Annotated in this window: 27 protein-coding genes; 12 read left to right on the forward strand and 15 right to left on the reverse strand. The window is 54.3% G+C overall.

All coding sequences use genetic code 11. The features are described 5' to 3' along the window. Positions 1–64: 64 nt before the first annotated feature. From QW772_01030 to QW772_01070, 9 genes are all read right to left on the reverse strand, one after another. Positions 65–343: an elongation factor 1-beta gene (locus QW772_01030; GenBank protein ID MEM0037508.1), complete on the reverse strand. Its 279-nt coding sequence runs from the start codon at positions 341–343 to the stop codon at positions 65–67. 13 nt (positions 344–356) lie between these two features. Further along, complete coding sequence (locus QW772_01035; GenBank protein MEM0037509.1) at positions 357–575, reverse strand: zinc finger domain-containing protein; 219 nt, start codon at positions 573–575, stop codon at positions 357–359. A 168-nt stretch (positions 576–743) separates the two neighbouring features. Continuing rightward, positions 744–2,021 (reverse strand): ABC transporter permease, encoded by a 1,278-nt coding sequence (locus QW772_01040; GenBank protein ID MEM0037510.1) that lies wholly within the window; start codon positions 2,019–2,021, stop codon positions 744–746. Further along, positions 2,018–5,422, reverse strand: a complete 3,405-nt coding sequence (locus QW772_01045) for a hypothetical protein (GenBank protein ID MEM0037511.1) — start codon at positions 5,420–5,422, stop codon at positions 2,018–2,020. Before QW772_01045 ends, QW772_01040 begins: the two co-directional genes overlap by 4 nt. Further along, positions 5,419–6,108: an ABC transporter ATP-binding protein gene (locus QW772_01050; GenBank protein ID MEM0037512.1), complete on the reverse strand. Its 690-nt coding sequence runs from the start codon at positions 6,106–6,108 to the stop codon at positions 5,419–5,421. The genes QW772_01045 and QW772_01050 overlap by 4 nt, the downstream gene beginning before the upstream one ends. Positions 6,109–6,205: 97 nt before the next feature. After that, positions 6,206–6,976: a DUF72 domain-containing protein gene (locus tag QW772_01055; protein ID MEM0037513.1), complete on the reverse strand. Its 771-nt coding sequence runs from the start codon at positions 6,974–6,976 to the stop codon at positions 6,206–6,208. Then, on the reverse strand, positions 6,973–7,347 hold the full coding sequence (locus QW772_01060; protein ID MEM0037514.1) for a hypothetical protein: 375 nt from the start codon (positions 7,345–7,347) through the stop codon (positions 6,973–6,975). The genes QW772_01055 and QW772_01060 overlap by 4 nt, the downstream gene beginning before the upstream one ends. Before the next feature lie 171 nt (positions 7,348–7,518). Beyond that, a complete protein-coding gene (locus tag QW772_01065; protein ID MEM0037515.1) occupies positions 7,519–7,773 on the reverse strand; it encodes a hypothetical protein in 255 nt (84 codons plus the stop codon). Positions 7,774–7,969: 196 nt separating this feature from the next. Further along, positions 7,970–8,671 (reverse strand): helix-turn-helix domain-containing protein, encoded by a 702-nt coding sequence (locus QW772_01070; GenBank protein ID MEM0037516.1) that lies wholly within the window; start codon positions 8,669–8,671, stop codon positions 7,970–7,972. Between the two features lie 149 nt (positions 8,672–8,820). Between QW772_01070 and QW772_01075 the strand changes: the two genes are divergently transcribed. Genes QW772_01075 through QW772_01095 form a run of 5 tightly spaced genes read left to right on the forward strand, consistent with a single transcriptional unit; the run spans position 8,821 to position 14,732 of the window. Next, the gene (locus QW772_01075) at positions 8,821–10,152 is read left to right on the forward strand and encodes a M20/M25/M40 family metallo-hydrolase (protein MEM0037517.1); all 1,332 of its coding nucleotides are present in this window, start codon (positions 8,821–8,823) and stop codon (positions 10,150–10,152) included. A 5-nt stretch (positions 10,153–10,157) separates the two neighbouring features. Then, positions 10,158–11,348: a hypothetical protein gene (locus QW772_01080; GenBank protein MEM0037518.1), complete on the forward strand. Its 1,191-nt coding sequence runs from the start codon at positions 10,158–10,160 to the stop codon at positions 11,346–11,348. 14 nt (positions 11,349–11,362) lie between these two features. Next, entirely contained in the window at positions 11,363–12,487 is a 1,125-nt protein-coding gene (locus QW772_01085) for a 4Fe-4S binding protein (GenBank protein ID MEM0037519.1), read from the forward strand. Between the two features lie 20 nt (positions 12,488–12,507). Continuing rightward, on the forward strand, positions 12,508–13,746 hold the full coding sequence (locus QW772_01090) for a hypothetical protein (protein ID MEM0037520.1): 1,239 nt from the start codon (positions 12,508–12,510) through the stop codon (positions 13,744–13,746). After that, positions 13,743–14,732: a thiamine pyrophosphate-dependent enzyme gene (locus tag QW772_01095; protein MEM0037521.1), complete on the forward strand. Its 990-nt coding sequence runs from the start codon at positions 13,743–13,745 to the stop codon at positions 14,730–14,732. The genes QW772_01090 and QW772_01095 overlap by 4 nt, the downstream gene beginning before the upstream one ends. Before the next feature lie 9 nt (positions 14,733–14,741). Here the strand turns inward: QW772_01095 and QW772_01100 are convergent, their stop codons facing one another. The 3 genes from QW772_01100 to psmB are packed head-to-tail and all read right to left on the reverse strand — an operon-like array spanning position 14,742 to position 16,395. Further along, positions 14,742–15,140: a DUF120 domain-containing protein gene (locus QW772_01100; GenBank protein ID MEM0037522.1), complete on the reverse strand. Its 399-nt coding sequence runs from the start codon at positions 15,138–15,140 to the stop codon at positions 14,742–14,744. Further along, the gene (locus tag QW772_01105) at positions 15,124–15,771 is read right to left on the reverse strand and encodes an endonuclease V (GenBank protein ID MEM0037523.1); all 648 of its coding nucleotides are present in this window, start codon (positions 15,769–15,771) and stop codon (positions 15,124–15,126) included. The genes QW772_01100 and QW772_01105 overlap by 17 nt, the downstream gene beginning before the upstream one ends. A 15-nt stretch (positions 15,772–15,786) precedes the next feature. Then, positions 15,787–16,395 (reverse strand): archaeal proteasome endopeptidase complex subunit beta, encoded by a 609-nt coding sequence (gene psmB, locus QW772_01110; GenBank protein ID MEM0037524.1) that lies wholly within the window; start codon positions 16,393–16,395, stop codon positions 15,787–15,789. A gap of 84 nt (positions 16,396–16,479) precedes the next feature. On the opposite strand from psmB, the gene QW772_01115 reads away from it, so the two are divergent. The 5 genes from QW772_01115 (at position 16,480) to QW772_01135 (ending at position 21,953) form a co-directional block, all read left to right on the forward strand. Further along, entirely contained in the window at positions 16,480–16,731 is a 252-nt protein-coding gene (locus tag QW772_01115; GenBank protein MEM0037525.1) for an RNA repair domain-containing protein, read from the forward strand. Next, positions 16,728–17,744: a GTPase gene (locus QW772_01120; protein ID MEM0037526.1), complete on the forward strand. Its 1,017-nt coding sequence runs from the start codon at positions 16,728–16,730 to the stop codon at positions 17,742–17,744. Before QW772_01115 ends, QW772_01120 begins: the two co-directional genes overlap by 4 nt. A gap of 103 nt (positions 17,745–17,847) precedes the next feature. Further along, a complete protein-coding gene (locus tag QW772_01125; protein ID MEM0037527.1) occupies positions 17,848–19,851 on the forward strand; it encodes a phosphoadenosine phosphosulfate reductase family protein in 2,004 nt (667 codons plus the stop codon). Positions 19,852–19,992: 141 nt separating this feature from the next. Next, on the forward strand, positions 19,993–20,718 hold the full coding sequence (locus tag QW772_01130; GenBank protein ID MEM0037528.1) for a hypothetical protein: 726 nt from the start codon (positions 19,993–19,995) through the stop codon (positions 20,716–20,718). A 74-nt stretch (positions 20,719–20,792) separates the two neighbouring features. Beyond that, the gene (locus QW772_01135) at positions 20,793–21,953 is read left to right on the forward strand and encodes an Ldh family oxidoreductase (GenBank protein ID MEM0037529.1); all 1,161 of its coding nucleotides are present in this window, start codon (positions 20,793–20,795) and stop codon (positions 21,951–21,953) included. A gap of 131 nt (positions 21,954–22,084) precedes the next feature. Here the strand turns inward: QW772_01135 and QW772_01140 are convergent, their stop codons facing one another. The 3 genes from QW772_01140 to glnA all read right to left on the reverse strand — a co-directional run bounded on the left by QW772_01140 (position 22,085) and on the right by glnA (position 24,233). Next, positions 22,085–22,426: a DUF2286 domain-containing protein gene (locus QW772_01140; protein MEM0037530.1), complete on the reverse strand. Its 342-nt coding sequence runs from the start codon at positions 22,424–22,426 to the stop codon at positions 22,085–22,087. A 14-nt stretch (positions 22,427–22,440) separates the two neighbouring features. Beyond that, positions 22,441–22,749: a hypothetical protein gene (locus QW772_01145; protein ID MEM0037531.1), complete on the reverse strand. Its 309-nt coding sequence runs from the start codon at positions 22,747–22,749 to the stop codon at positions 22,441–22,443. 119 nt (positions 22,750–22,868) lie between these two features. Then, positions 22,869–24,233, reverse strand: coding sequence for a type I glutamate--ammonia ligase (gene glnA, locus QW772_01150; protein ID MEM0037532.1), 1,365 nt, complete (start codon positions 24,231–24,233; stop codon positions 22,869–22,871). A 295-nt stretch (positions 24,234–24,528) separates the two neighbouring features. Between glnA and QW772_01155 the strand changes: the two genes are divergently transcribed. Continuing rightward, the gene (locus tag QW772_01155; protein MEM0037533.1) at positions 24,529–25,140 is read left to right on the forward strand and encodes a CDP-alcohol phosphatidyltransferase family protein; all 612 of its coding nucleotides are present in this window, start codon (positions 24,529–24,531) and stop codon (positions 25,138–25,140) included. A gap of 57 nt (positions 25,141–25,197) precedes the next feature. Further along, complete coding sequence (locus QW772_01160; GenBank protein MEM0037534.1) at positions 25,198–25,500, forward strand: transcriptional regulator; 303 nt, start codon at positions 25,198–25,200, stop codon at positions 25,498–25,500. Positions 25,501–25,509: the final 9 nt, after the last annotated feature.

The raw sequence follows: 25,509 nt of genomic DNA on the forward strand, positions 1-25,509 counted from the left end.
TCTTTAGACGCTTATATTGTACACGCATCCCACGGTCGGGTGGGGTTTAGCGGGGCCACGGCTGTCAGAGGGCGTCAGTCCTCGTCACGAAGTCTATGTCCACGGACGCTACCCCGCTCACTTCAGTGAGGGTCCTCTCAAGCTCGTCCGTCCCGCCCTCGAAGTCCTCCGGCATCGCTATGTACAGCCTCAGCGCATAGAGCCCGAAGGCCACGTACTCCTTCTCATGCCTGAGGATGTCGTAGTACTGGGGTAGCTTAGCCTTAATGCCGTTGATTAGGGAGTCGAGATCCACCTCATCGCTGTCCGGATTCACACGAAGTGAGACCACGACCTTACCCAAGGCCACCACCTCCTCAAGGACCCTCGAACCCGCAGTTAGGGCACTTATACGGGTTCGAGAGATCCCTGCACTTACTGCACCTCCAAATAACCACCACACCGCAGTTAGGGCACATGAACCTCACGGCCTTCTCATGCGGGGATATCAGCTTGCCGCAACTACCGCATATCGGAGGGGTTGCCGCCTCTACAATCACTGCCCCCCTGCCCTTAAACTCGCTCGCCTGCGCCATACATCTCGCCCAAAAACAAGTGCCAGAAAGCTTAAAAATATTGCATGTGGCAACCCAGCACCCCCTCACACTCGCTGTCGGATAGTGGGTCTCGTTTGGAGGCTCCAGCATGCGGGCGATCTCAGTGCAGGCAATCATCAACTCTAGTTCAGCAATTTCAAGGACTTCCTACTCATGCCTCAACGCCTTGACGGGATCCATCTTGGCGGCTCTCCACGCCGGGTAAACGCTTGAGACCGCGCTAACCGCCACTGCCAAGGTGAATGAAGCGACTACTATGTAGGGGTTCACGTAAGGCGTGTAGGTCATGCTTAACCCCGCTATCTGACTGGTAACGCCTCTAGAGGCTACGGGGGCTGAGGCACCGGACTGCCTCATCATGCCCCCCGTTAGGAGACCCGGTATTATGTGTGAGACGACCGCGCCCGTGGCTATTCCCGCAATCCCTCCCAACACCCCTATTAGGCAGCCCTCAGTGACTATCTGAGCTAATATATGTCTGTTTTTGAATCCCAGCGCCTTCATGGTGCCTATCTCCCTAGTTCTCTCAGTAATGGTTACGAGCATCATGTTGAGTATCCCCAGCGCTGCTGTAGCAAGCGATATGGCGGCGATCCCCCCGAGAAGTAACGTCAGCTGCGTGATCACCCCCTGCATTGTCTGAGTGACCTGACTTGGCGAGGTCACGGATATCGAGTTTCCGTAGATGCTCCTCAACCCCTCCACCACCACGTCTACACGGCTTGAGTCGACCGCCTTAACTATTAACAGGTCATACCATCCCCTGTTCAGGGCTCGCTGTAGCGCTTGGATCGGCATGAATATGCCGGTGTCGGGCGATATGAAGAGCATCGAGCCGTACTGAGCTAGCACGCCCGACACGACTAAGGGAATCGTGGTTGAGGAGGTCGTCTGACCACCCCCTCCTGGCGCGACCGCGCCTCCTCGGAGGCTGAGCATCACCACCTGACCTGGAAGGACTAGCAACTGACTAGTGGTGTTTGAGAGGGCTATCTGATTCCCTACGAGGGCTAGGGGCGTTGCAGCGTCTTGATAATGCGAGCCCTCAACGAGCTTCACGTCCCCGAGCAATTCCTTCAATCCGTAGGAGCTAACCCCGTAGACCACGGTCTCGACAGACCCCCCGCCCAGGTTAACGGTCCCAGCGACCCTTATGAGGGGTATGACCTCCTTAACCCCCTCCACCATGGATATGATCGCGACGTCAGAGTCCGTTATCCTCCTGTTGAAGGCGCTAACAATTATCGTGTCGGGACCAAGCTTCTGGAGCATCGTGATCACGTTCATCCCAATGCCTTCCGTCTGCGACGTGAGCGTCACTATAGTTGCGACGCCGACGGTGACGCTCAGTATGAGCAGGGTTGCCCTGACCTTACGGGTCCACAGGGCCTTGAAGGCGAGGAAGAGTATGTCCTGCAGCCTCATTTCCTCCTCAACCTGCGTAGCGCATATAGTGCGGCCACCACAGCGGCCGGCACTGCGATCAGCACCGCCGTGGTCGGCGTCCAGTAGGCAGTAGTGGCTGGTGAGGTCTGTGTGGCGGTGTTGCTGCTCCCCACGGTGAGGGGTATGGTTATGGTGAGTTCGTAGGGCTTGCCAACGTTGTCAGCGTAGGATATCGTGATTACGACTCTTAAAGAGGATGCGTTACCGTATATGGCCTGCCATCCAGCGGCTCCGGCAACGTGGGTGGTTGTGCGTGGTGTACGCGTTGCAGTTCCCGTGAGTGGAAATCCTGCCCCGGTGAGGTTGGCGGGTCTTGCGGTCGTGGCGTTCAGCACTGCCGCCAGCTCGCTCGAGGTCCTAAAGCTGAAGGTGATCGTGGTTGAGGCCCCCTTAGACATGTCGCCGACGAACATCTCAGAACCGAGCAACGGCGTCAGGAACGGGTTCCACAGCACCCTGGCCGTGACGTTGTAGGCTGTTCCAAGCCCTGTATTGGATAAGGACATCGAGATAGAGAAGGTCTGCCCTGGGGTGATCGTCTGCGGCAGGACTGCGTAGCTGGTCATCCTGAGTGATGGCGGTAGCGCGACAATGAAGCTCAGGCTCTTTGAGGTGGAACGTATCATGGTTCCGTCGAAGTAGCTCGCACTCACAGCTATCGACAACGTTGTGGGCGATGTGGAGGGCACGTACAAAGGTAATGTGAGGGTTGCTGTGGATCCAGGACCTATAGACTCCACGTAATACGTGTCAGAGGCCATCAGCATGGCACCGCTCCCGCTCGGCGGCGTCACGCTCAAGGTGATTGAGTTGACGCCGAATCTGTTTGGGTTGGTGATGAGGAGGGTGACGTTATTGACGCGTCCGGCCGTGACTGTGGTCGATGACGCCGTGATGTTTAACCCCCTAAGGGGGTCGGGGATTATGGCAAGCGGTAGTGTGTAGCTCTCGGTGACGGCGGACCTTAAGTCCGGGCTGTAGGACGTTATCGTGATCGACATGCTCGCGCTCTGCCTTGCTTCCACATACCCTGCGTAGGCCGTGAATCGCAGTGTTCTGGATTCGCCCGGCTCTAGCGTGCCGACATACCACCTACCGTCGAAACCCACCAGAGAGAGGCCGCCCGTCGCCACAGTCACCAGCACTTCCTTGAACCTTATGTCAGCCGTGTTGGTTACCGTCAGGCTCATGGTGGAGTTCCTGCCGCCGGCTATAGTGTAGGGCTCAACCATTACCTTGAAGTTCGGCGCGTTGTTAGGTGTGACTGCCAGCAGCGCTGTCTTGCTCTCGACCCTGGTGACGCCTCCACTATCTACGTAGCTCAGGCTTGCCACAATCTGCACTGCTGTAGTTGTCTGACCTACCACTAGAGTCACGTCGAGGTCTCTTGAATCGCCGGGCATCAGGTCGCCGACATACCAGCTCCCGTCGAACTGACTGAATGTAGCACCCTGCAGTGTTAGCGTGGCAAGCACGTTGTAGACGGGGTTCTCTCCCTCGTTGCTAATGCGTATCGTGATGCCACTCCTGCCAGCCCTCAGTGAGTCAGGGGTCACAGTCACCTTAAGGAGGGTGAGTCCAGGTTTCACGCTCACTCCGTAGGACCTGCTTTCGGACTGTGTCGCCCCTGCAACATCCTTGTAGGATGCGGCCACGGTTATCTGAATGACGTTTCCAACGGTCGACGGGACGAAAACCTCTAGGGTCAATGTCCTGGATTCCCTAGGGCTTAAATCCCCTACGCGCCAGGCCCCGTAGAGGTTCCTGAAGACCAGCTGGGTTTGCGTGATCACTACCGTGACATCCCGAAGGACTTCAGAACAATTGTTGGTGAGGGTTACGTTCAGGAGGTTGCTTCCATACCTTAGTTCCTGAGGATTCAGTGAGATCAGTAGGGGTTCACCGCACGTCACGACCGTCAGGAGTAGGTTCCTGGATTCCGCCCTAGTAACCCCTGAGGGGTCTACGTAATTGAGCGTCACACTCGCCTGCACATCCCCGCTCGCCGAGAGTGGCACAGCAAAGTAAAGCTTCAGTCTCTTCACTTCACCTGCCCCCAGGTCGCCGAGGCTCCACTTGCTGAGTGAGTCCCTTAGAACCAGTGATTGCGGCACGACTAAGGTCAGGCTTACGCCGTAGACGGGCGTTGTTCCTGTATTGCTCACTGAAAGCGTGACTTCATTAACCTTCCCCGCCGTGAGTTCCTGCGGCCTCACATCCACAGTCAAGGCTATTTGTGGTTGAATCACCGTCAAGATAATTGACGTGGAGTCACTCCTGCTCACTCCGTATTGATCCACATAGTTCAGGGTTACCGGGATCTGAATTAGGGTCCTCTCCCCTGAGACCCCTATAGGGGTGAGCGTCATGCGCGTGCTCGCCATCGCCCCAGGTTCTAGCACGTCGACTAGCCATTGCGATGAGCCGTTGAGCAGGACTAGTTGCGACGGTATGGTGAAAGTCGCCCTTAACCCTTTAATAGTCGCCGTCCCGTTGTTGAGCACCGATATAACTACAGTCCTTGGAATGCCCGCCTCTAAAGTGGTGTTCAAGGCTGTTAAGATAGGTCTTGATATATCAAGTCGCTCAACCACTAACGAGTTGATCACTAACGTGCGAGCCACGCTGAGCCCGCACTCGTCGACGTAATTCACGTTCAGGGTTAGCGGTACGAGGCTGTTGGTCAGCGTTGATGGCACGTAGAGCTGGATTTCGAGGTTCACGTAGTCACCGGGCATGAGATCGCCGACACCGATGTTTTGGGTGAGTATCACCACCTGCTGAGAGGAGGTAATGCTGACGGTCACGCCGTGCGCACCGCCCCGACCGATGTTCTTCAGCGTGATGCTGGCGCTGGTGAATCCTGGGTGTAGTGTTATACGGTCGCCGACGACGGTTATGTTTGCTGCATTTGAGAGCGTCAGTGTGAGACCGAGCTCGTCGAGTTGGGCTCCGGAGGTGCTGTCGTATATGGCCAACGTAGCTGGGTACTCCCCCGCACTCACCCAGCCCTCCACATCAACTCGGAACGCCAAGCTGATGATGTCTTTACTTGCCAGCGGCTGAGTGTACTCGACCTCAGCTACTTGTGTCTTGGTCAACGTATCTCTGAACCCCCACGGTAGGTAAAGCACCGCTTTAACCCCCGGCAAGGTCTCAACGCCTGTATACATCACTCTCACCGTGAGTAGTTGAGCGTTTGATCCTGGACATACGCAAGCAGGGGTTGCCGGACTCCCCCATGAGGCCCCGACCAGGCTGAACTGCGTGCCGGCTGCCGTAGCCGTCACTGCCATAAGTGGTGTCAGAAACGCGGGAATCATCAAAGCAATCAGTAACTGAACCCTAAGAAATTCCCCCTTAGTAACTGCGTACCTCACTCCCCAACCACCTCAACAACCCTGCCGTCCCGCAACTTCACCACTCGATCGGAGTACTTCGTCAACTCAGTGTTGTGGGTCACCATAACTACCGTCTTTCCCTCGTTACTGAGCCCCCTGAGAATCTCCGTGATCATGTGTGCGTTCGCTGAATCCAGGTTTCCCGTGGGCTCGTCAGCGAGTATTACGTCGGGATCGTTGACCAGAGCCCTCGCAATGGCCACCCTCTGCTGTTCTCCCCCGCTGAGTTCGAGCGGCTTCTTGTTAAATGCTGACGAAGGCAGGAACTTACTCAGTACCTCGACCGCCCTCTCTCTGCGCTTCTTAGAGGGGGTTCCGAGAACTATCATAGGGAGCTCGACGTTCTCAATCACCGTCAGGTGGCTGAGCAGGTTGAACGTTTGGAAGACGAAACCTATCCTCTTGCTCCTGAGTTCTGCCAGCCTGTCCTCAGAGAGCTTTGTCATCGCAAGCTCCTCGAAGACGACCTCACCTTCTGTTGGTTTGTCTAGAGCCCCCATGATGTTTAGGAGGGTGGATTTCCCGGAGCCTGAAGGTCCCATAATGCTTAAGAACTCGCCCTTCTTGATGCTTAGCGACACCCCCCTCAACGCAGGATAATCGACCCGGCCAACACGGTACACCTTCCACACGTTAACAAGCTCTATTAGGACGTTGCGATCCATACACCATCCCTGCATACTTATTGTCTAAGCCCCTATTAGGGGGGCTTATAAAAACTTAACTCACGTTACGTGAGCATCATACTCTAGAGTTGCTTAGCTAGCTGGAGGGGTTGTGGTGCCGGTGAATTAACTTCATGAAGTTGAGGGCGTCCTCCCTCATATGCACGTTGTTGAACATCACGTAGACCTCGGAAGGAGGCTTCAGCCCTTCAAGCATCTCTTTAAGCTTAACCAGGTCTTCAGCGCTGTATTTATACCTGTAATTCACTTCACGGCCCCCTATGCCGTGCAGCCTGAAGTAACAGTTGCCTGACTGTTTTGCGGGAGGGAACCATCTGAAGGGGTCCGTGACGTGGACCACGTTGCTGAAGCCCTCAAGAACGCTCCTCAGCTCCTCATCGTGTCCGTGCCAGTCACCTCTTAACTCAATACCTATTCTGAAGGTCGCGCCGCAGGTCGCTGAGAGGAAGTCCTTGACGTTCGTTAAGTTCTCCCTACTGTAGGTGAATGAGGGGGGTAGTTGAAGCACTACGTACGTAGCTCCCAAAGCTTCGGCAGCCTCTCTCACGAGCTCCCAAGCCTCCATCACCTCCTTAGTTGGTCTTAGGTGCCCGTACCTGCTCCCGCATCCTCCAGGCGGTCTGAACTTGGACCTGCGCCACGTGGGTGATTCCGGGGGATGGGTTATTGCCTGCCACCCCTTCATAGCGAATTTAAAGCCTTCGGGCGCCTCCCTACGGCAGCGCTTAAGACTCTCGGGGTTTAGCGGGTTATAGAATGTCTCCTGCAGCTCCACCGCTTCGAAGAGTCCGTAATACCTACTCCTGGACATGGGGAATCCGCAGCAGCCGACCACCACGCGATTCATTGCTTCGATTCCTCCGCAATCTTGACCGTGAATCCCTTGTTTAGGAGTGTGTTGATCATGTCCTCGCCCGCCCTCAAGTCTACGACACTCACGGTCACTGAACACTCCTGGGGGTTGGGGATGCATCTAATCATTTTCAGCTCGCCGCCGCTCTCGACTATCAGGTTGACCAGGTCGCTCACCCTCTCCGGGGTGCTTAGCTCCACGTTCAGGTTCATCAGATATTCCCCAGAAGGGGCTACAGGTCTAATGAGTAGTGCCCTGCCCGCCTGGTCAACGATCAGCTCGACCAGAGTGTCTGCCTCAATCCCTAACTCCCTCCTGATGAAGAGGGGTATGGTGACACGCCCCTTACTGTCAACCCTGACCACGAATCTGGCGGAGTCTACCCCTCACCACCTGAGAATATAGGGTGAGGCAAGCAATTAATTTAAATTTAGCGTTAGGACTGGAATGAGGGTGAGGAGCGGACCACGGACTGAGTGGGTGATGAGTCCGTGCATTGCTGAAAACCGCGAACCTCCTCTAAGTCGAAGGAATCCTCACTTAAACTCCAGCAACTCAACCTTAAACCAGGGGGTTCTATCCTTGAGCTGGTTCTCTACCTCTCTCGCGTCCCCCTCAACTGAGATGAAGTAGATGTGGTCGACCACCTCACTCTTGCTGAACTCAAGGATTCTGTAGCCACGCCCACCTAAGCTCCTAAGCAACTCCTGAACAAACTCCTCATCGTAAGCCGTAAGGAAGATGTTGGTCTTCACATACCCCTTAAGCCCTACCTTACCAACACTACCCACTGCCCCACACCTTAAAATCATTAAACGCCGCCCCTTATTAAATTACTACCTCCCTCAACTCGCTGGAGGAGTTCGTTTGATCGCATGAGGTTGGATTCACCGCTCCACCGCGACCCCTGACAACTCACGCCTTAAGTTCACGCAATCATTCTTAGATGCCTCTCCGTCCTTCACCCTCAGCGTCGCTCACGCCTTCTTAAGGAGTCACGTCAAGCGACTCCATTATTGACTTGATGATCTTCCTTTCAGCCTTCCTCAAGTGCTCAATGAAGGTCGAGCGTGATATTCCCAAATACTTGGAGACCTCGCGTGAGTCCTGGTACCTAGGCCAGTTGAAGTACCCTAGCTGAAACGCGGTGATGAGGGACTTAAGCTCCATGTAGGAGAGTTTAGACACCATGTCCTGAGCTGTTGTGAAGGTCTTGTATGGATCGACCTCATTAACTATGGCATCATCGACCCTGAGCCAGACCTCGGTGTCAGTGGGGGCGTTCTCCTTGATAGCCGTGAGTAATTGCTTGAGGTTCCTGCTGAAAGTCACCACCGGGTAGTACCTCACCCCGTTCTTAATCACTATAGGTCCGTTCAGGACTGAGTCAGTTAGGCACAGAGCCTTCAGAGTCCCCATCTGTCTCCTCGTTACTATGAGCCTGGCTTGGTTAGCCCTCCTCTCAATTATCCTGTAGTTTAGGACGTATGGGTCCCTGTCAAGTGTCCTGAAGAAGTGCCTCAAATCATCGCTTGAGCCCCCCTTAAACTCTGCCAGGTAGTAGACCGAAGTACCTATCAGGGTGGCGAAAGGCACTATGATGAATGACCTCCTATGTTCCTTCGTGAACTCGTGCAGTGGTTCATCCTTGTGAACTATGCTTAAGGTACCCCGTATCTTACCCCTCATACACCATCATCGCATCTAATGCACAGCCAAAATATTGTGGGGTACCTTTAAAAGTTGCTACCGAACTAATTTGGTATGACCCGCTAAGACAGGTTAGTGAGAACTGGTTTAACCCCTCAAAACCACCTCACATTGAGGTGTACTCTTAGTTGGGTGATCCTGCACTGGATCTATTGGCTTCACTGGTGAGCATAAACACTACGAACGACCCCGCTAGAGGGGTGAGGCCCGGCAGGGATGCGGTGGATTTGGTTAAGGACGTGCTGACTGGTTGGGGTGTTGAGGCTAATGTGTTGGAAAGCGGTGGGTACTACTCAGTGTACGGTAGCGTCGGTGAGGGAGAGCCTTCAGTCATGTTTATGGCTCACCTAGACGTAGTGCCCGTGAAGGTCGATGAGTGGACTCACGAACCCTTCAAACTCACTGTGGTCGGGGACAAGGCCTTCGGGAGAGGCACTGTGGATGACAAAGGCAACGTTGTGGGGGTGATGCTGGCTCTCAAGGAGTTGATGAGGCGCAAGCTCAAAGGAAGGGTTCTATATGCCTTCACAACAGACGAGGAGGTAGGGGGTGTCCACGGCGCTAAGGCACTGGCTGAAAAGCTAGCCAAAGAAAACTCACTACCAAAATACCTAATCAACGGGGACGGTTTGGGAATGTCTCCTATAGTCAGGAGGAGGAAGATCTTCAAAGCAATTCTGGAGGCTCCTCAGGGGAAGGTGCTTATAGCAGGCACTCTCAGGAGGAGGAGCTTCGAGCTGAGGACTCCGGTGGTTCCGACGAGACACTCCGCGTGGTTCGTGCCGGGGGTCGACACGCACCCGCTCATCGCGGCCTCGTACTTCATGCTAAGCAACCCGGAGTTTCAGGCCGCCCGCGTCGACGGCGTCTTCGTCAAGACAAACGTGTTGCCAACTACGGTCTCCATCGAGTACGTTGAGCCTTCCGGCGGTGGCGAGAAGGTAGAGGTCGATGAGGGGCTCACCGCGCTACTGCGCCTGCTCATGCCTTTAAGCAGAGCCGCCGTGCCGGTGCGGCTCTACAGCGATAACGGCGTCTCCATAACCCCTAACATGTACAGCTTCCGCGACGGCAAGCATGTGGTCGAGGTTGATATAAGGGCTATGACCGAGGATGTCAACGTCATTAAGGAGGCGCTAGTCCGCACGGCGTCGGAGATAGCGCCTGAAGTCAGGGTGGACGTGGTTGATGAGGGTGGTGGGTATCTCTACGTCCCGCCAACTGACGGGCTCGTCCAGTCAGCGGTCAGAGTTCTCAACAATCTAGGTCTTAACGCCTACACGATAGAGGCTCCGGGAGCCTCGGACTCAAGGCACTTCACACCGCTAGGGGTTAAGTGCATTGACTTCGGGCCTAAGGGAGGTAATAATCACGGTCCTGACGAATGGGTTGACCTGAACACGTTCAGACTCCTTCACAAATTCTATGCGAACATAGCTCTGGAGCTCATTGGGAGGTGATGTAGGTGGCCATATCCATTGAGAACGCGGCTTTCTGGATTGCGGTGTTGCTGGCTCTCTTCGCAGTAGGGGATATAGCGGCTGCAGTGACTAAGGCTAAACTCTCTTCAGTGTTTGTCGCACTTATGCTGGCGTTGATAGGATTCCTCACTGGAGTGCTCCCACCCAACTTCATAGATAGGGCCGGCCTCACCGCCTTAGCTACCTATGCAGCAGCTTTCCTCATATTCCACATGGGGACCCTCATAGAGATACGTCAATTCATAGAGCAGTGGAGGACGGTGGTTGCGGCGGTGATCTCCATGATCGCCGTGGCGGTCGTCCTAGGTGGTGTAGGGTATGTTCTGATAGGGAAGCCGGAGACTGTGGTCAGCATACCCATAATTAACGGCGGGATAATAGCAACCCAGATAATGGTCAACGGGGCGTCGGCGAAGGGCTATGCCCTAGCAGCCGCGTTGGGCACTTTAGTGTATGCAGTGCAGAAGTTCGTTGGCACTCCAATCGCGTCATACTTTGGGGTTAGGGAGGCTAGGAAGATAGTTAAGCTATATAGGGAGGGGCAGATCAAGATACAGAAGAGTGAGTCGGCTGAGAGGAAGTATCCGGGGTACCACGTAATCGACTGTAAGAGGTATCAGAGGTACTTAACGGACTTCGTGTTGCTGGCGATCACGGCGTTCTTCGCGTGGCTCTCAATGTTCCTGGACTCGCTCACAGGCCTGAACTACTCGATATGGGCTCTGATTCTGGGGGTTGCCGTCAGCTACGTCGGCCTTGTGCCGAACAAGATCCTCGACCTGGCCAAGGGCTCCGGGTGGTTCATGGTCATAGTGTTCGCATCTATAATACCCTCCCTAGCTAAGATTAAAGCGGGTGATCTCTTGATACTCGCGTACCAGCTGGTGGTGGTGTTCGCGGCATCTCTACTCGGTGTGTTCGTCTTCATGTACCTCCTGCCTGCATGGAGGCTCGTAGGCTCTAGGAACTTGGCCGTCGGGATAGGTGTTGCTCAGATGCTGGGGTTCCCGGCAACGTACTTAGTGGCTAACGAGGTGGCTAACGCGGTCGGTGAGACTAAGGAGGAGAGGGAGGCGATACTCCAGGCTCTCATGCCGGCCTACGTAATAGCGGGCTTCGCAACCGTGACCACCATCTCGATAATTATAGCAGGACTGTTCGTGGGCCTGCTGTGAAGGGGTGATTCTTTTTGACTGAGGAACGCAAATCAAGCCTCAACGTCCTGGAGGACCTTTTTTGGGTCGTGATTCACGGCAGGGGTGTGTGGCACACCGGATCATCAACAACCCTTGCCAGAGTCCTGGCTATGGCCGGCGTGGTCGCCGGGCGTGAGTCCTACTACTACATGAGGTACGATGACTCCCCGGAGCGGGTTAACATACCGATGATGTTCTACGTCGTCATGGGCAATCCCAGGGTTGAGGTCCTCCTGCCGGAGGAGGTAGAACCTGTTGGAAGGCTCTTCAACGCTGTGGTGGTCATGGACTCGGTCTCACTGCTTAAGGAGACGTCTCAGAGAGCAACGCTGTTCGACGGGATTAAGGATGACGCGGTCTTCGTAGTCAACACAGGGCTTACCCCGTCGCAGGTGCTTGCACTGCTCAAGAAGTATCAGTTGACACGCGACTGGTTCGGCAAGCTCGTCACGGTCAGCGCAAGCAAGTACCACACGAACGTGGCGTTCGGCCTGATCGGCGCTCTGCTGAAGGCGTGGAACGTGGTGGGTTTGGAGGATGTGCTGAATGCGCTAGAAGCGCTGAAGATAGATGAGGGTGCCGGGGAGGCAATCGCCTCAGCATATAAGGACGCCTCAGTCACTGAGGTGAGGGTCCGCGCTGAAGAGTCCGAAGCGGCTGGGAGAGTGAGCGTTAAAACACCTGAATTCAGGCCAGGGCCTTGGAGCATTGAAACCTACAGGGAGTATCAGAGAGCACTTTCGCAGGCTAGGAGCTATGAGGACAGGATCAGGGTAATGCCTAGGTGGGAGGCCATGGCCCCAGGACTGATAGAGTTCGGCCCGCATCCCGGCGGGAGGAACATAGGGTTTAAGACGGAGTTCGCCAGGATCGAGGCGCCTGTGATAGATAAGGCTAAATGTGTGGACTGCAAACTCTGCACGTACTTCTGCCCTGACGGCTCCATAGACTTCGAGAGCGTTGAGGTGGACTACGAGTACTGCAAGGGCTGCGGTATCTGCGCTCGTGTGTGCCCCGCCAAAGCCATCAGGATGGTGAGCGAGTTGGAGAGGGTTGAGGGTTTGGAGGATCCTGAACTCAGGAGGCTGGCTCTGGTCACTAGAGAGTATGGCTACTGATTTTGTTGAGGTGATGGTGTGTGAAGGCACTTACAAGAACTGACTTGGAGGCGGTTCAAATACCTAGGAGGAGACCTATAACTGGCGCTAGAGCCATAGCCGAGGCGGTTAAGATAGCTGACGTGGACGTGATAGCGGCCTACCCAATAAGGCCGTACACGGGCGTCATGAACGCGCTCGCTGAGATGATAGCTAACGGTGAGTTCACGGCGGAGATCATAGTAGCTGACTCAGAACACTCGCAGTTCGAGATAGTGAAGCACGCCTCAGCCGCTGGTGCCAGGACCTTCGTCGGCAGTTCGGGGGTTGGGCTCATCTACGCTGCCGAGGCTATAGTAGTCACCGCGATGGATCAACTGCCTGTAGTGGCGATCGCCGGTTGCAGGGCGCTCGACGATCCTGGGAACTTCGGGATGGAGTGGAACGACACACTATTCTTCAGGGACTCAGGATGGCTTATCTCGTGGGCTAAGGACCCGCAGGAGGCGCTTGACATGACTTTAGTGGCGTACCGGGTTGCTGAGGATCGTAGGGTCATGCTACCGCACTTCATAGCGGTTGATGGTGCCACCATAACTCACATAGCCGCGCCCGTTGATACGCCCTCCAAAAAGGACGTGGCCGAGTTCCTGCCTCCTTACAGACCCCACTACACGCTGGACCCGGCTCAAGGCCCTGTAACCAAAGCGCAGCACATAGCGCCTTCACTGATAGGTCCTGAGCAGAGAAAGCATGTGGACGTAGCTATGAAAAGATCTAGGGAAGTAATTGCTGAGGCGTGGAGGGATTACGCCAACTACGTCGGGAGGACCTATGACCCGTTTATTGAGACGTTCCGCATGGATGACGCTGAGATAGCCTTGGTGACTATGGGTGCCTACACTATTAACGCATTACACGCCGTCAATGAGGTTAGGAGGGACGGGATTAAAGCAGGTGTTGTGCGATTAAGGTATTTCAGACCGTTACCGGCCTGGGATCTTAAGAAGGTCTTAAGCGGTGTTGAGGGAATCGGCGTTCTGGACTTCTCCTACTCGTTCGGCTCTCCAGACAGTGCGGGGGTCCTCTTCAATGAGGTGAGGGCCGCGACGTACGACGATCCCAAGCCAGCGCTGGACTTCCTCTTCCTAGGGGGTAGGGAACCTAAACCTGCTGACTTCGTTAAGGCTCTGAAGATACTGCACGATTACGTGAGAACGGGGGACACGCCAGGAGGTAAGCGTGTCTTCTGGCTGACGCTGAGGGGTGAGGACATATGAGCAGTGAGCGCAGGCAGTTCAAGTCGGTCAAGGAGATTCCGCCGGAAGACTACTACACGTCTGGTAGGAGGACGTGTGCTGGATGCGGCCCTGCGCTGGCATATAGACTAGTCCTCAAGGCCGCCGGCGTCAACACGGTGGTCCTAGGTCCGACGGGCTGTATGTACGTAGCTAATGCCCATCAGTTCTTGACATCACCTTACGCGGTACCTTGGTTCCACACCCAACTCGGCGGCGGCGGTGCCGCGGGCGCAGGGACTGCCGCAGCGTTCAGGGCGCTCATGAAGAAGGGTAAGAGGAGGCTAGAGGACGTTAACGTGGTGGTGTTCGGGGGCGACGGAGGGTTCGCCGACATAGGGTTCGCCGGGCTCTCTATGGGCATGAGCTACGACTACCCTAGGCTCCTCTACGTACTTTACGACAACGAGTCATACGCCAACACGGGGATACAGGCTTCGAGCACAACCCCCTGGGGGGCGACGACCACCTTCACCCCGTCGGGGAAGGTTAGGAGGATAGGGAATGAGAGGATGAAGAAGAACGTTGCTCTAATCATGGCTACACATCCAGGGGTTAGATATGTGGCTACAGCCACTCTGTGGCCTCCGCTAGACCTCATGAATAAGGTGGACAAGGCGCTTGGAAGCGGTGGTCCATCATTCATACACGTCTTAGTGCCCTGCCCTAAGGGATGGTTCACGCCGCCCGACCTGACGGTCGAGCTGTCCAGACTCGCTGTGGAGACAGGGCTCTGGGTCTTGTGGGAGTATGAGAACGGCAGGTTCAGGCTGACGTACAAACCATCGCCGAGGAAACACGTAAAGAATTACATGCAACTGCAGGGGAGGTTCGCACACCTATCCGCCAGCGAGATAGATATGATTGAAGAAGTGACTGGGAGGGAGTGGGAGATTTGGGCGGAGATGGATAGGACCGGCAAGTTGATAGTGCCTTGGGTCCCTCCACTAAAAAGTGTTGAGGGTTGAGTAATTTTTCTATAAATTACCGCAGTATATTTTGAGATGCACCCGCGCCCCGTCATTCAGGTTCAGTTTCTCTCTAAGGTTATTGTTGGAGATCACCTCCACTACGTCTGGGTTGTGTCTACTTAGATGCGGTCTAACTATGAGGACCCACTCATCCGGAAGCTCAGGGAGCTTGCCGAACCAGTAGTAAAACCCTCCCCTCTCAACCCCGTTAACTACGACACTCCTTATAGAAGATGGTGTGCACTCTCTGATTAACTCCTCATACGTCTTGCCGATCTCTATATTCAGTGTTCCGGGGAACGGCTCGTCCTCAATCAACTCAGTGAGTATTATGTTGTAGGGCGGCATCGCCACGTACCTAGCTCCGACGCCAAAGCCCTTCACTACCCTACCTTCGAGCTCCACGTACAACTCCCGACCTCACCAGCTTAGAAATTCTGTCAGCGGTATATATTGGTTCCGGTAGTTCGTGGTTTTTAAATAGTGTGGGGGAGGTTTTGACGACGAACTCTATGTTCACCTTGTGCCCTATACTCAAGTAGATTTTCGTGTTCCCCCGAGTCATCACATACCCCCCTAAAACCCCGCCGTGCTCTAAGTACCTAGCCTCACCGACTACAACCTCCTTCCCAGCCAGTATCCTTCTGGCAACGCCTACGGTGGGCTTCTCCAGAATCACACCTACGTGTGATGCCACACCGAAGGACCTCGGGTGTGTTATTCCGTGTCCGTTAACCAGTATTAGGTCCGGGTCCGCGTTCAGCAATTCGTACGCAGCGAACATGAGGGGCGCCTCCCTGAACGCCAGCAACCCAGGTATGTATGGTATGTGAACCTCATCCGACGCTACCGAGTACTTGAGGAGGTCTAAATCAGGGTAGCTGTGGAGCGTGGCTACAGCGAACCCTACATTGCCGACATACGACAGGTCCAGACCCACTACCTTACTCACGCTTGAGGGTTCGTATGTGGTGTTGACAAGCTCTGATAGTTTGCTCTGAAGCCTCTGAGCCCTGAGCTGCTTGAAAAACGTCATGCAGTCCTAATCCTCTCAAGCGGTTAGGGTGATGGTCTTCTCACTCACTCCCTTGGGGGTTATGATGACTACATCAACCCCGTCTCCTGATAGAGCGTCCCTCTTTATGGCTGCTGAGACCGCCTCAACCGCCACCTGAGCAGCCTCCTCAATTTTCAACCCCTCTCTATACCTGGACTCCACTATCCCTATGGCTATCGGGGCTCCGGAGCCTATGGCCGCGTAGACATCCTCTATCAGAGAGCCCAGCATATCCATCACGTAGAGGTGTGTGCCCGATTCATCAACCCCTCCGAAAATCACTTCGGATATGAAGGGCAACCACTTATTCTGGTAGAGGATTACCGAGAGCAGCCTCGCGGCCGAGTGAACGCTGATGGGTCTGTTGTTCTCTAGCTCGTAGGAGTGTATAAGGACGTTCATAGTCCTGCTGAGGGTCTGTATGTCTGAGAAAAGCCCTGCGAAGGCGAGTCCGAACCTTTCCTTAACGGCGAAGACCTTCCTCCCGCCCCTGCTCATGACGAACCCTCCATAAGCAACCCTCTTCTCAGCGGCCAGGACTACCCCCTCCTCAGTCTTGATGCCGACTGCAGTGGCTCCGGTCCCCACTCTCTCGTACGCCATACAAAGCACCTAATTAAGTGGAGCTAAATCAGAATATAAGTATTCAAACCCACATAGTGGTGTGGACGTGAGTGACGTGGGGTGTTGGCGATTAAGAGGCTTGAGAACTACGAACTGATTAAGAAGATCATCCACACAACCCCTCCTGAGGAGCTAGGTGAGTACGTTATGGTGGTTGTGGACAGGAAGGTCGGAAGCGGTCTGAAGGAGGTCAGGATGAGCGATGTTGTGAAGCTTATGAAGGATAGGGTAGTCTTCGCCGACGCTGTCATACCGCTCCACAGGGTGGTGGAGATTAGGAGATCTGGTGAGGTGCTGTGGAGGAGGAGTGTTTGAGCGCAGCCCTCAGAGGGGTTAAGGTCTGGGGATACGATGAGGTTAGGGAGGAGTTAATGATGGTTTACTCGGAGCCCGTCACGCTGGCTAGGAGTGTGAGGAAGAAGGCAGTCATGAGGTACTTAGCGAGACTCGACAGGATGTATGAAGTCCTTGATGGGAGGGTTTTCAACGTCTTGAGCAAACTCCCGAATCCGAGGGGTTTAAACCCATTCTACGCGGAGGTCCTCGCCATTTCGGGGATAACGGACTACGCCACCCTCTACTCAAGACTACGCGGCTTCAGGAAGGTCGTTAGGAAGCTGTGGAAGCAGTACAGACTTCGGGTTAAGCTGGCTTTAACAGGCAGGGAGGCGAGGGACGACCTGAGGGAGTTTGTCGGCAGATCCCTCTCCATTATGAGGAGGCTGGACAAGGACTTGAGGAGGCTTGAGTCCGCCGTAAGTGAGATTAGGAAGCTACCCTGCATAGACTTCACCTCACTTAAGGTCGTGGTTGCCGGAATGCCTCAGGTCGGTAAGTCAACGCTCGTCGGCAGGATATCAACCTCCAAACCGGAGGTCTCCCCATTCCCTTTCACGACTAAAAACATAGTCTCCGGGCACGTCGTGTTTGATCACCTAAAGATGCAGGTATTCGACACTCCAGGAATGCTTGACAGGCCTATATCAGAGTTGAATGAGATAGAGAGAAGAGCTCTCGTCGCCATCAAGTTCCTCGCTGACGTGATTATCTATATGGTGGATCCGAGGTCCTCTAGCTACTACCCCGTGGAGCAGCAGCTCGACCTCTTGCAGTCTATAAAGACCATGTTCGCCGGGAGGGAGTTGGTGGTGGCTGTGAACAAGATCGACGAGGTGGATGAAGCGAGGTTGAACGATGTTTGCAGGAGGGTTAGTGAGATTAGCGGTGGTGAGCCCTACAGGATAAGCGCTCTTAAAGGGTTGGGTGTGGACGTTCTGCTGGATTACCTGAGGAATCGGGCGAGGGACTTCCGGTCTCGCAGTGTATGAGCGAACATGCAGTCCGCGTCCGGGCGAGCCTCTCCCGATTTATCAACCCCGCTCCCGGAGATAAAAGAGCGCTCGCTAAGTTGGTCTTGGTGGTGGATGGTCTGTGAGACGCTGGGGTCTCAGGCTTAAACTGTATTGGTGTAGGAACTGCAACATTCCGTTGAGGGAGCCTACGTGCGGTAAGTGCGGTGGTTCAGGCGATGAGCTGCGTGTCGGGGAGCCCGGCGACATGCGCCCTGGATTCTCCGGTGACTTGAGGATGGTTGCGGAGGGGATTACCAACGAGTTTGGCGACTCCACGTTGGTCAGGTTGTTGGGTCTTGACTCAGGCCTCTTCTTCTTGAATAAGGTCCCGCACGTTGATGACATGCGTGAGGTCATCGTCGGCGGCGTGGTTGTCGGAAGACTTCATTTCGATCCCGGGTTGATGTGCTGGAGGTGGAGGTTGAGTAAGTATAGTGCGGGCCTGGCTGTCGAGGAGGGGCTGGTCAGGAGTTTTGTAGTCGAGAAGCCCAAACCCCTAGAACCTCTGGGTGAGGGAGGTAGGGAAGGCGAGCAGGCGGTGGTGACGGATGGGTCAGGAACCCCCAAGGCTCTAGCCATAGTTAAGAAGGGTAGGTTTAGAGTGCAGACATTCTTCAGGGGAGGTCCCGAGGAACCTGTTAGGGTTAGGGCGGTCATGGAGGACGTGATTAAGGGGAACGACCTGTGGGTGAGATCCCGAATATCTAAGGGGGTTAAGAGCGTCGCCGTCATGGTCGCTAAGACAGGACTTCCGGTGGTTGTCTCCTACTCAGGGGGTAAGGACTCCCTGGTGACGCTCCACCTGACGCTCGAGGCCGGCGTCGAGCCGGTGATGCTCTTCAACGACACCGGCCTGGAGCTCCCTGAGACTATCCACAACGTTGAGGAGGTCAGCAGGGCCTACGGTCTGAGGTCCCTTGTTGCCGACGCTGATGGAAAGTTTTGGGATGCTGCCAACGTCTTCGGACCCCCGGGCAAGGACTATAGGTGGTGCTGTAAAGTCATTAAGTTAGTACCTATAGCTAGGGTATATCGGACCAACTTCCCAGGCGGCGTCTTATCAGTAGTGGGTCAGAGGGCCTTCGAGTCGGTCGACAGGTCCCTCTCAGGCAACGTCTGGAGGAACAGGTGGTTGCCGAGCGTGCTCTCGATGACCCCTATTCAGGAGTGGGATCAGATAGCCTTGTGGTCGTACATACACGCTAAGAGACTGCCTGTAAATCCCCTATACTTCGAGGGGTTTGAGAGGCTTGGTTGCTACCTCTGCCCCGCAGCTAATGTGGCTGAGTACCATGAGTTGCAGAGGAAGTACCCCGATATGTGGGGTAGGTGGGATTGCTTCCTGAGACGATGGTTCTCAGAGCGTGCGATGCCCGAGGAGTACGTGACGAAGCACCTGTGGAGGTGGCATGACCCCGGGGCTCAGGGGAGGAAGAGGGTGGAGCGTTGGGCGGGTTTGAGCAACCGTTCGTGGGTTTCGGAATATGTGCTTAGATCCGGGTTCGAGGCTACACTCACTGGGGGTTCCCAGACGGCCGAGGCCGTCTCCGTTAAGGTGACGCCTTCATTACCCCTCGAGGCCTACCTAAGTCAGTGGAGGGTCCTTGGATATAGGCATGAACACGCGGGGGAGTATGTTAGAATTAAGTCGTTCGCAGGGGTTACGGAGATCAGTGTTGATGGGGTCTTAAGCGCCTCCTCAAGCGAGGCCTTCGAGGAGGTGCTCACAGCCATTAAGGTGGGTGTTAGGTGGCTTAAGTGCGTGAGTTGCTTTAGCTGTGTTAACTGGTGTCCCCGAGGCGCTGTTGACGTCGTCGATGGGAGGCCAGAGGTCGACCCACTTAGGTGCACGGGTTGCAGAATATGCGTGAGTGTTTGCCCGGTAGCCGAGGTTTTCGTTGAGAAGAACATAGTGACCCAGCTAATCGGCAGGTCAAGGGGCAGAGGCAGGAAGGGTACATTAACTCAGGCGCTCTCACTTCTCCTATCAAGGGGATCTGGGGGGCGTTGGTCAGGCAGACGCGTACAGCAAGAGCCGGAGCCCTCTCTAAACGGGTTGAGAGATTTTTTGAGCCGTCTCTAAGGAACGTTATCTAAGGGGGCTCGTGGAGTCGAGGGTGAAGCATAGATGCCACCACTGGCGTCGGCTACAGCGTAGCAGATCAACGCCCCCTACTAGTTTTATATTTTAACGGATCATGTAGAGGTATGTCGGGTTGACGTGTTGGAGATCAGCTTATTCGAAGGCTTTGAAAGCCCGTCAGGCAGATGGCTTTGGAGAAAGGATAATTATGCCAGCTATGAGGTCCTCAACAGCGTCGCCAGACTTTGTAGCGGTCCTAGTGAAGCGTTATACTACTCGAACGCGGAGATTAGCGACGGGTTCTTTGATGACCTGCCCTGGGCGTGTTGCGCGTCTGTGGAGTTTAAGGTAAGGATGGCAGGAAGTCATTTCGGGAGTGCTGGATGGGGTCTTTGGAACCACTCCATGCGGGTTGCCCAGAGCTTCCCGATATGGTTTATCTATCTTCGAGCATATGGTAAGTACCCGCTTCAGGGTTTCTTCGCGCAGCTGGGCAACGTGTTTTACCCTATAAAGCTCTTCCGATCCGTAACGCTGTACAAGCACGGCTTAACTTTACTGCCTTTCCTGGCACCGATAAAAATAGCGGCTTCAAAGCCTTCGATGCAGGATATTGAGCTAACCGACTGGCACGAGTACAGGTTTTCATGGCACTCTGAGGGGGCCGAGTTCTATGTAGACGGTGTTGAGGTTGCTAGTATAGGACACGGTAAAGCAGGTGAGCACAGGCAGAGGCTTGACGCGTGGATAGACGACTCAGTATTCTACCCCTTCAGAGGGGATGCGGAGGGTGTCTACAGGCACGTGACTCAAGAGAACAGGGTGAAGGCATGTATCGAGATAGATTCGGTCAGGGTGGTTCGTTGATTCTGTTCAATGCGGGCATCGGCTACGTCAAGTATGCTGAAAATATATAGCTTGGTGTGCGGTAGATCAGAGGGATGCGTTCCATGTCTGATGCTGAAGGAAGGTTCGAGCTTTATGAACGTGAACCGCCCACACCTCCTGAGGAGTATGTGAGGGTGGGGAGTGACATTCTTAAGGAATTCACTGAGAGACTCTTTGTTGCTTCCGGACTCCCTAGAGAGGACTCCAAGATCGTCGCTGATGTGCTGGTGACGGCCGATCTTATGGGCATCTCAAGCCATGGCGTTCAGAGGGTTGGGAGATATGTCAGCGGGTTGATGAAGTGTTGCGTTAACCCTAGGCCCAACATCAGGTTGCTTAGAGACAGCGGCGCTGTGGCCCTGGTGGACGCTGACAGAGGGTTAGGGCATCCCGTCGGCGTTAAGGCCATGGAGATAGCTGTTGAGAAGGCCAGGACTTTCGGCGTATCTCTAGTCTTAGTTCAGAACAGCCAGCATTACGGGATCGCCGGCTATTACGCCCTCAAGGCTGTGGAGAAGGGGTTGATAGGTGTCTCGATGACGAATTCTGAGAAGCTGGTTGCGTACGTCAACACGACCAGCAGGGTGTTAGGCACTAACCCAATAGCCGTGGGCATTCCTAGACCTAGGCCGCCCCCCATACTCTTTGACGCCGCAACAGCTGTAGTGCCTGTCGGCAAGATAGAGATCTACGCCAAGCTAGGTAAGGCTGTTCGTGAGGGGTGGGTTCTAGGCAGGGACGGGTCCCTGCTCAGCGGTGACGCTACCAGAGTCCTGAGCGAAATTAAGGGCGGTAGGGCCTCCATCCTGCCGTTAGGGGGTTTAGGGGAGGAGTTCGGAGGTCATAAGGGGTCGGGGTTAGCGTTCATAGTGGACATAATCGCCGGAGTGCTTTCAGGGGCTGCTTGGGGCATTCACGTCGGCTATACTGTGGGGGATAGACCCGCTAACGTGGGGCACGCTTTCGCGGCAATAAACATCGAATCTTTTATGTCGATGCAGGAGTTCTACTCCAGGCTGGAGAAATATGTTGAGGAGATAAAATCGCTTCCAAAGCACCCCAGTGCTGACAGAATATGGTTGCCGGGGGAGAAGGCCTGGCGCACGGTGCAGACTAGGCTCAAGATAGGTGTACCGATACATAAGAACGTGTGCAGGGAACTGAATCAAATAGCGTCGGAAGTGGGCGTGAGCGACAGGCTGGACTGTGACTAACTGCGTCTCCTGAATCTCTTCACGGGGTTTAGGTGGGAGGAATCTTCGTGGGCAGGTGATCAGCTAGTGGTCCTTCAATCATTGTTCAGGTAGGATACCGCTCATCATGAGCCAGACCTCCGGACGGAAAATCATTCCTTGAACTTGCTGTACTCTGCCAGGGTTCTCAGGATCTCGTTCGTCAGTTCATCGCTCACGTATGGAAACACCGCTATTATCTCCTTCTCCACGAGCTCCTCCTCCCTCCACTCGCTTGAGGGGCTCAGGACGTAGACCGGAATCCTCTCCTTCAACTCGCTTAACTCGCTTGCCTCATGCCTGGTTATTATTAGGTCATGCCTTTCAGGATCCCAGGTCTTAAGTAGCTCTACAACCACGTCCTTGACAACATCGCCTACACCCGTGGCTTCCCTGACCTCCAGGTTCTCCACATCCCCCTCAACTATCTTGGCGACCACTGTTTTTACTTTCAATTAGCGGCACACCCTCAGCTTAAGTATTTCTTGAGGGTCTCCGCAGACGCCCTGTAATCCCTTTCCTCATCTAGGTAGCCGGAGTCGCTGAGGTTGGGCTGTGTCAGGATCTTGACGACGGTCCCGTCGTCGAGCTCTGCGAAGAGCTGAGGCAACCACGTGAGGCCTAACTCGTCTGAATCCCCGTATTGAGTGACATACACGTAATCACTCCACCTGTACTCTAGCGGGATGTTAAACTCTTTAGACAGCTTCTCGGCTAACCCGCTGAAGTGCTTGTGGAGTGCATGGTCCTTATCTGTAACGAGCACGAGCTTCCTCACACCAGCCAACGCTGATCACCACTAAATACTGGCAGTGGCAAATATATAGTATGTGTTTTGATGGTGAGCTACGTCCTCGTAGTGAAGGGCCGCGTCCCCCGAGAACTGGGGTCAGGGCCTCATATGTCTAGGTAGTTGTAGAACTCGACTGGAGTGGGGTATGAGTTAACGGTTTTCGACTCCGTCCTCTTGAGTTCCACGTAGCTTCCCAGAAGCTCGTCCGGGAAGATTGGCTTCAGCCATCCGTTATCCGATTCGAGAGCGTCGAGGGCTTCGTCCAGAGTCCTAGGCAATGTCTTGATGTTATGGGTTGATCTCCTAGCAGTTACTTCGTATAAGTTCTCATCGATTGGGTCCCCCGGATCTATCTTCTTCCTTATGCCATCTAGGCCGGCAAGGACTATAGCCGTTGTCGCTAGGTACGGGTTCGCGCTTGGGTCGGGAGGTCTGTACTCGATCCTGAGGGCCTTATCGCTTCTTGAGTAGGTGGGAATCCTCACGGCCGCGCTCCTGTTACCCCTGCTCCAGGCCAGGTACGTAGGTGCTTCATACCCTGGAACCAGTCTTTTATAGCTGTTCGTTGTGGGGTTGACTAAGGCTGAGAGCGACCTACCGTGCTCTAAGAGACCTCCTATGAAGTACCTGGCCTCCTGACTTAAGCCCGCGTATCCATCGTTCTGATCGTAGAATACGTTCTCACCGCCCCTCCAGAGGCTCACGTGCACGTGCATGCCGCTCCCGTTATCCCCGTGTATGGGCTTAGGCATGAACGTGGCTACGCAACCCTTCATGAACGAGAGGACTCTGATAACGTGCTTAACCGTCTGCACGGAGTCCGAGACATACGTGAGTGAGCCGCCCCTGAAGTTTATCTCATGTTGTGAGGTCGCAGCGACCTCGTGGTGTATTGCCTCAACCTCGATGCCGAAGTTATTGAGTAGAACCTCACCTAACTCTGTCTTAAGAGCTGCGAACCTGTCTTTTGGGTAGGTGCTGTAGTACCCGTCCTTAGGCCTGTTCATGAATGGCGAGTTCGCCCAAGGTGCTTCACTGCTATGTATCTCGTAGGTCTGCCTCCATGGATTGACTTCCACCGCGACCTTGTCAAATATAAAGAACTCCAGCTCTACCGAGACGAATGGCTTAATGTTGAGCGCTTCAAACTCCCTATCTAGCCTTTCAGCAACGTATCTAGGATCTTTAGGGAACCTAGCCTCACCGCAATAAACACCGCAAATAGCTCTCCCAAGACCTTCGCCCCATGGAAGTTTAGTGAGTGTCTTAATGTCAGGCCTAAGAATTAGGTCGCTCTCCTCAATTCCTGTAAAACCCCTAACACTACTCCCGTCAAGCTTGCTGAACGCCTCGTTTATCGGAACCTCACTCAGGGATTTAGCGGACACAATAATGTGTCTTAGGGAGCCGGCTAGGTCTGTGAAGTGAAGCTCAACCCACTTGAGTCCCTCTAAACCACTGAAACCCATATTTCATACCTTAACTTGAGTTGATTCGTGCTATATCTATTTAAGCATTGCTCGGTATTCGTTGACATTACGCCATTATACGTTAATGATGTGAGGATGTTCTAGGTCAAAATGACTATAAATGATGGCTGGGAACAGCTGAAGTGATCATAACGTGAGTGGAGGTCTGTTGAGGTCATTCAGTGAAGTACGCTTTCATCACATGCTCAGATCCCGGATTCCTCAACACCGTTATTGACCCTGCTTTCGGGTTAATATCTTTAAGCCATGGATATTCTACTTAGTGGTGCGTGAGGTGCTTGGTAGAATTAGGGTTTTAGTGACCCCTGCCCTACTGCGCCTGGGTTTAATGCTGTGGAGATTAGGAGTAACTCCGAACATTATTACGCTCGCAGGCCTGTTACTGAGTCTCGTGGCCCCGTGCTTTGCTTTACTCGGTGAGGGTTCAGCTGTATTAGCACTCCTGGTAGCGAGTTTGGTCTGCGATATGCTTGACGGCGCCGTGGCTAAGGCTTCAGGCAGTTCCTCGCCCAGGGGCGCCCTCCTAGATTCCGTGAGTGATAGGGTTGAGGAATTGATGTTCGCACTCTCGATAGGTCTTCTAGGCATTGACTGGGTTCTACTCACACTCTTTCTCGGAACCTCCTTCCTGATAAGCTATCTAAGAGCTATAGCCATACAACATGGCGTCAACCTTGAGGGCGTCGGCCTCATGGAGAGGGGGGAGAGGGGACTACTGACGGTCATCTCACTGACTTTACTGATTATTTCGCAACAGGTCTACGCTAAAGCGTCGATGTCTGTTGGGGTATTACTGAACGTGATCACGGTGCTGGAGCGGTTGAGGAGTTTAAGTAACTGTCTTAAGTCAAGCCCGCACCATAGAGGGAAGGACGTCCGTATATGATTGAAGTGCTAACCTTATATATTTGACCCTCATAAAATCTACTTAGGGTGTCTTTAAGTGGGTAGGGATCAACTCATAGGTTCATTACTCCTTGTGGCCTCTGCTTTGGTTATAGTGATTTATGGTTGGCTGGTATTCGCCACCGAGTACGCTTTACTCATACTCAAGCTGACAGGGTTTGTGGCTGTGGCGGGGGTATTCGCAATCCTTGCGTGGATAGGCTACACGTTAGCGACTACACCGCCGCCAAAACCCATAGAGGAGATTGAAAAGGAGATCGAGGCAGAATTAAAGAAGCTTGAGGGCGAGTCCAAGGAGGCTGGGCTCACCACCACCGAGGGAGCTGAGGGTAAGTCCTGAACTGAGTGA

This window comes from Zestosphaera sp., assembly GCA_038727705.1.
Lineage (GTDB): Archaea > Thermoproteota > Thermoprotei_A > Sulfolobales > NBVN01 > Zestomicrobium.

Bases quoted from the DNA above. Each gene is read 5' to 3' on its own strand.
- QW772_01040 (MEM0037510.1), bottom strand. From the start codon at position 2,021: ATGAGGCTGCAGGACATACTCTTCCTCGCCTTCAAGGCCCTGTGGACC.
- QW772_01055 (MEM0037513.1), bottom strand. From the start codon at position 6,976: ATGAATCGCGTGGTGGTCGGCTGCTGCGGATTCCCCATGTCCAGGAGT.
- QW772_01050 (MEM0037512.1), bottom strand. From the start codon at position 6,108: ATGGATCGCAACGTCCTAATAGAGCTTGTTAACGTGTGGAAGGTGTAC.
- QW772_01035 (MEM0037509.1), bottom strand. From the start codon at position 575: ATGGCGCAGGCGAGCGAGTTTAAGGGCAGGGGGGCAGTGATTGTAGAG.
- QW772_01105 (MEM0037523.1), bottom strand. From the start codon at position 15,771: ATGACGTTTTTCAAGCAGCTCAGGGCTCAGAGGCTTCAGAGCAAACTA.
- glnA (MEM0037532.1), bottom strand. From the start codon at position 24,233: ATGGGTTTCAGTGGTTTAGAGGGACTCAAGTGGGTTGAGCTTCACTTC.
- psmB (MEM0037524.1), bottom strand. From the start codon at position 16,395: ATGGCGTACGAGAGAGTGGGGACCGGAGCCACTGCAGTCGGCATCAAG.
- QW772_01070 (MEM0037516.1), bottom strand. From the start codon at position 8,671: ATGAGGGGTAAGATACGGGGTACCTTAAGCATAGTTCACAAGGATGAA.
- QW772_01095 (MEM0037521.1), top strand. From the start codon at position 13,743: ATGAGCAGTGAGCGCAGGCAGTTCAAGTCGGTCAAGGAGATTCCGCCG.
- QW772_01135 (MEM0037529.1), top strand. From the start codon at position 20,793: ATGCGTTCCATGTCTGATGCTGAAGGAAGGTTCGAGCTTTATGAACGT.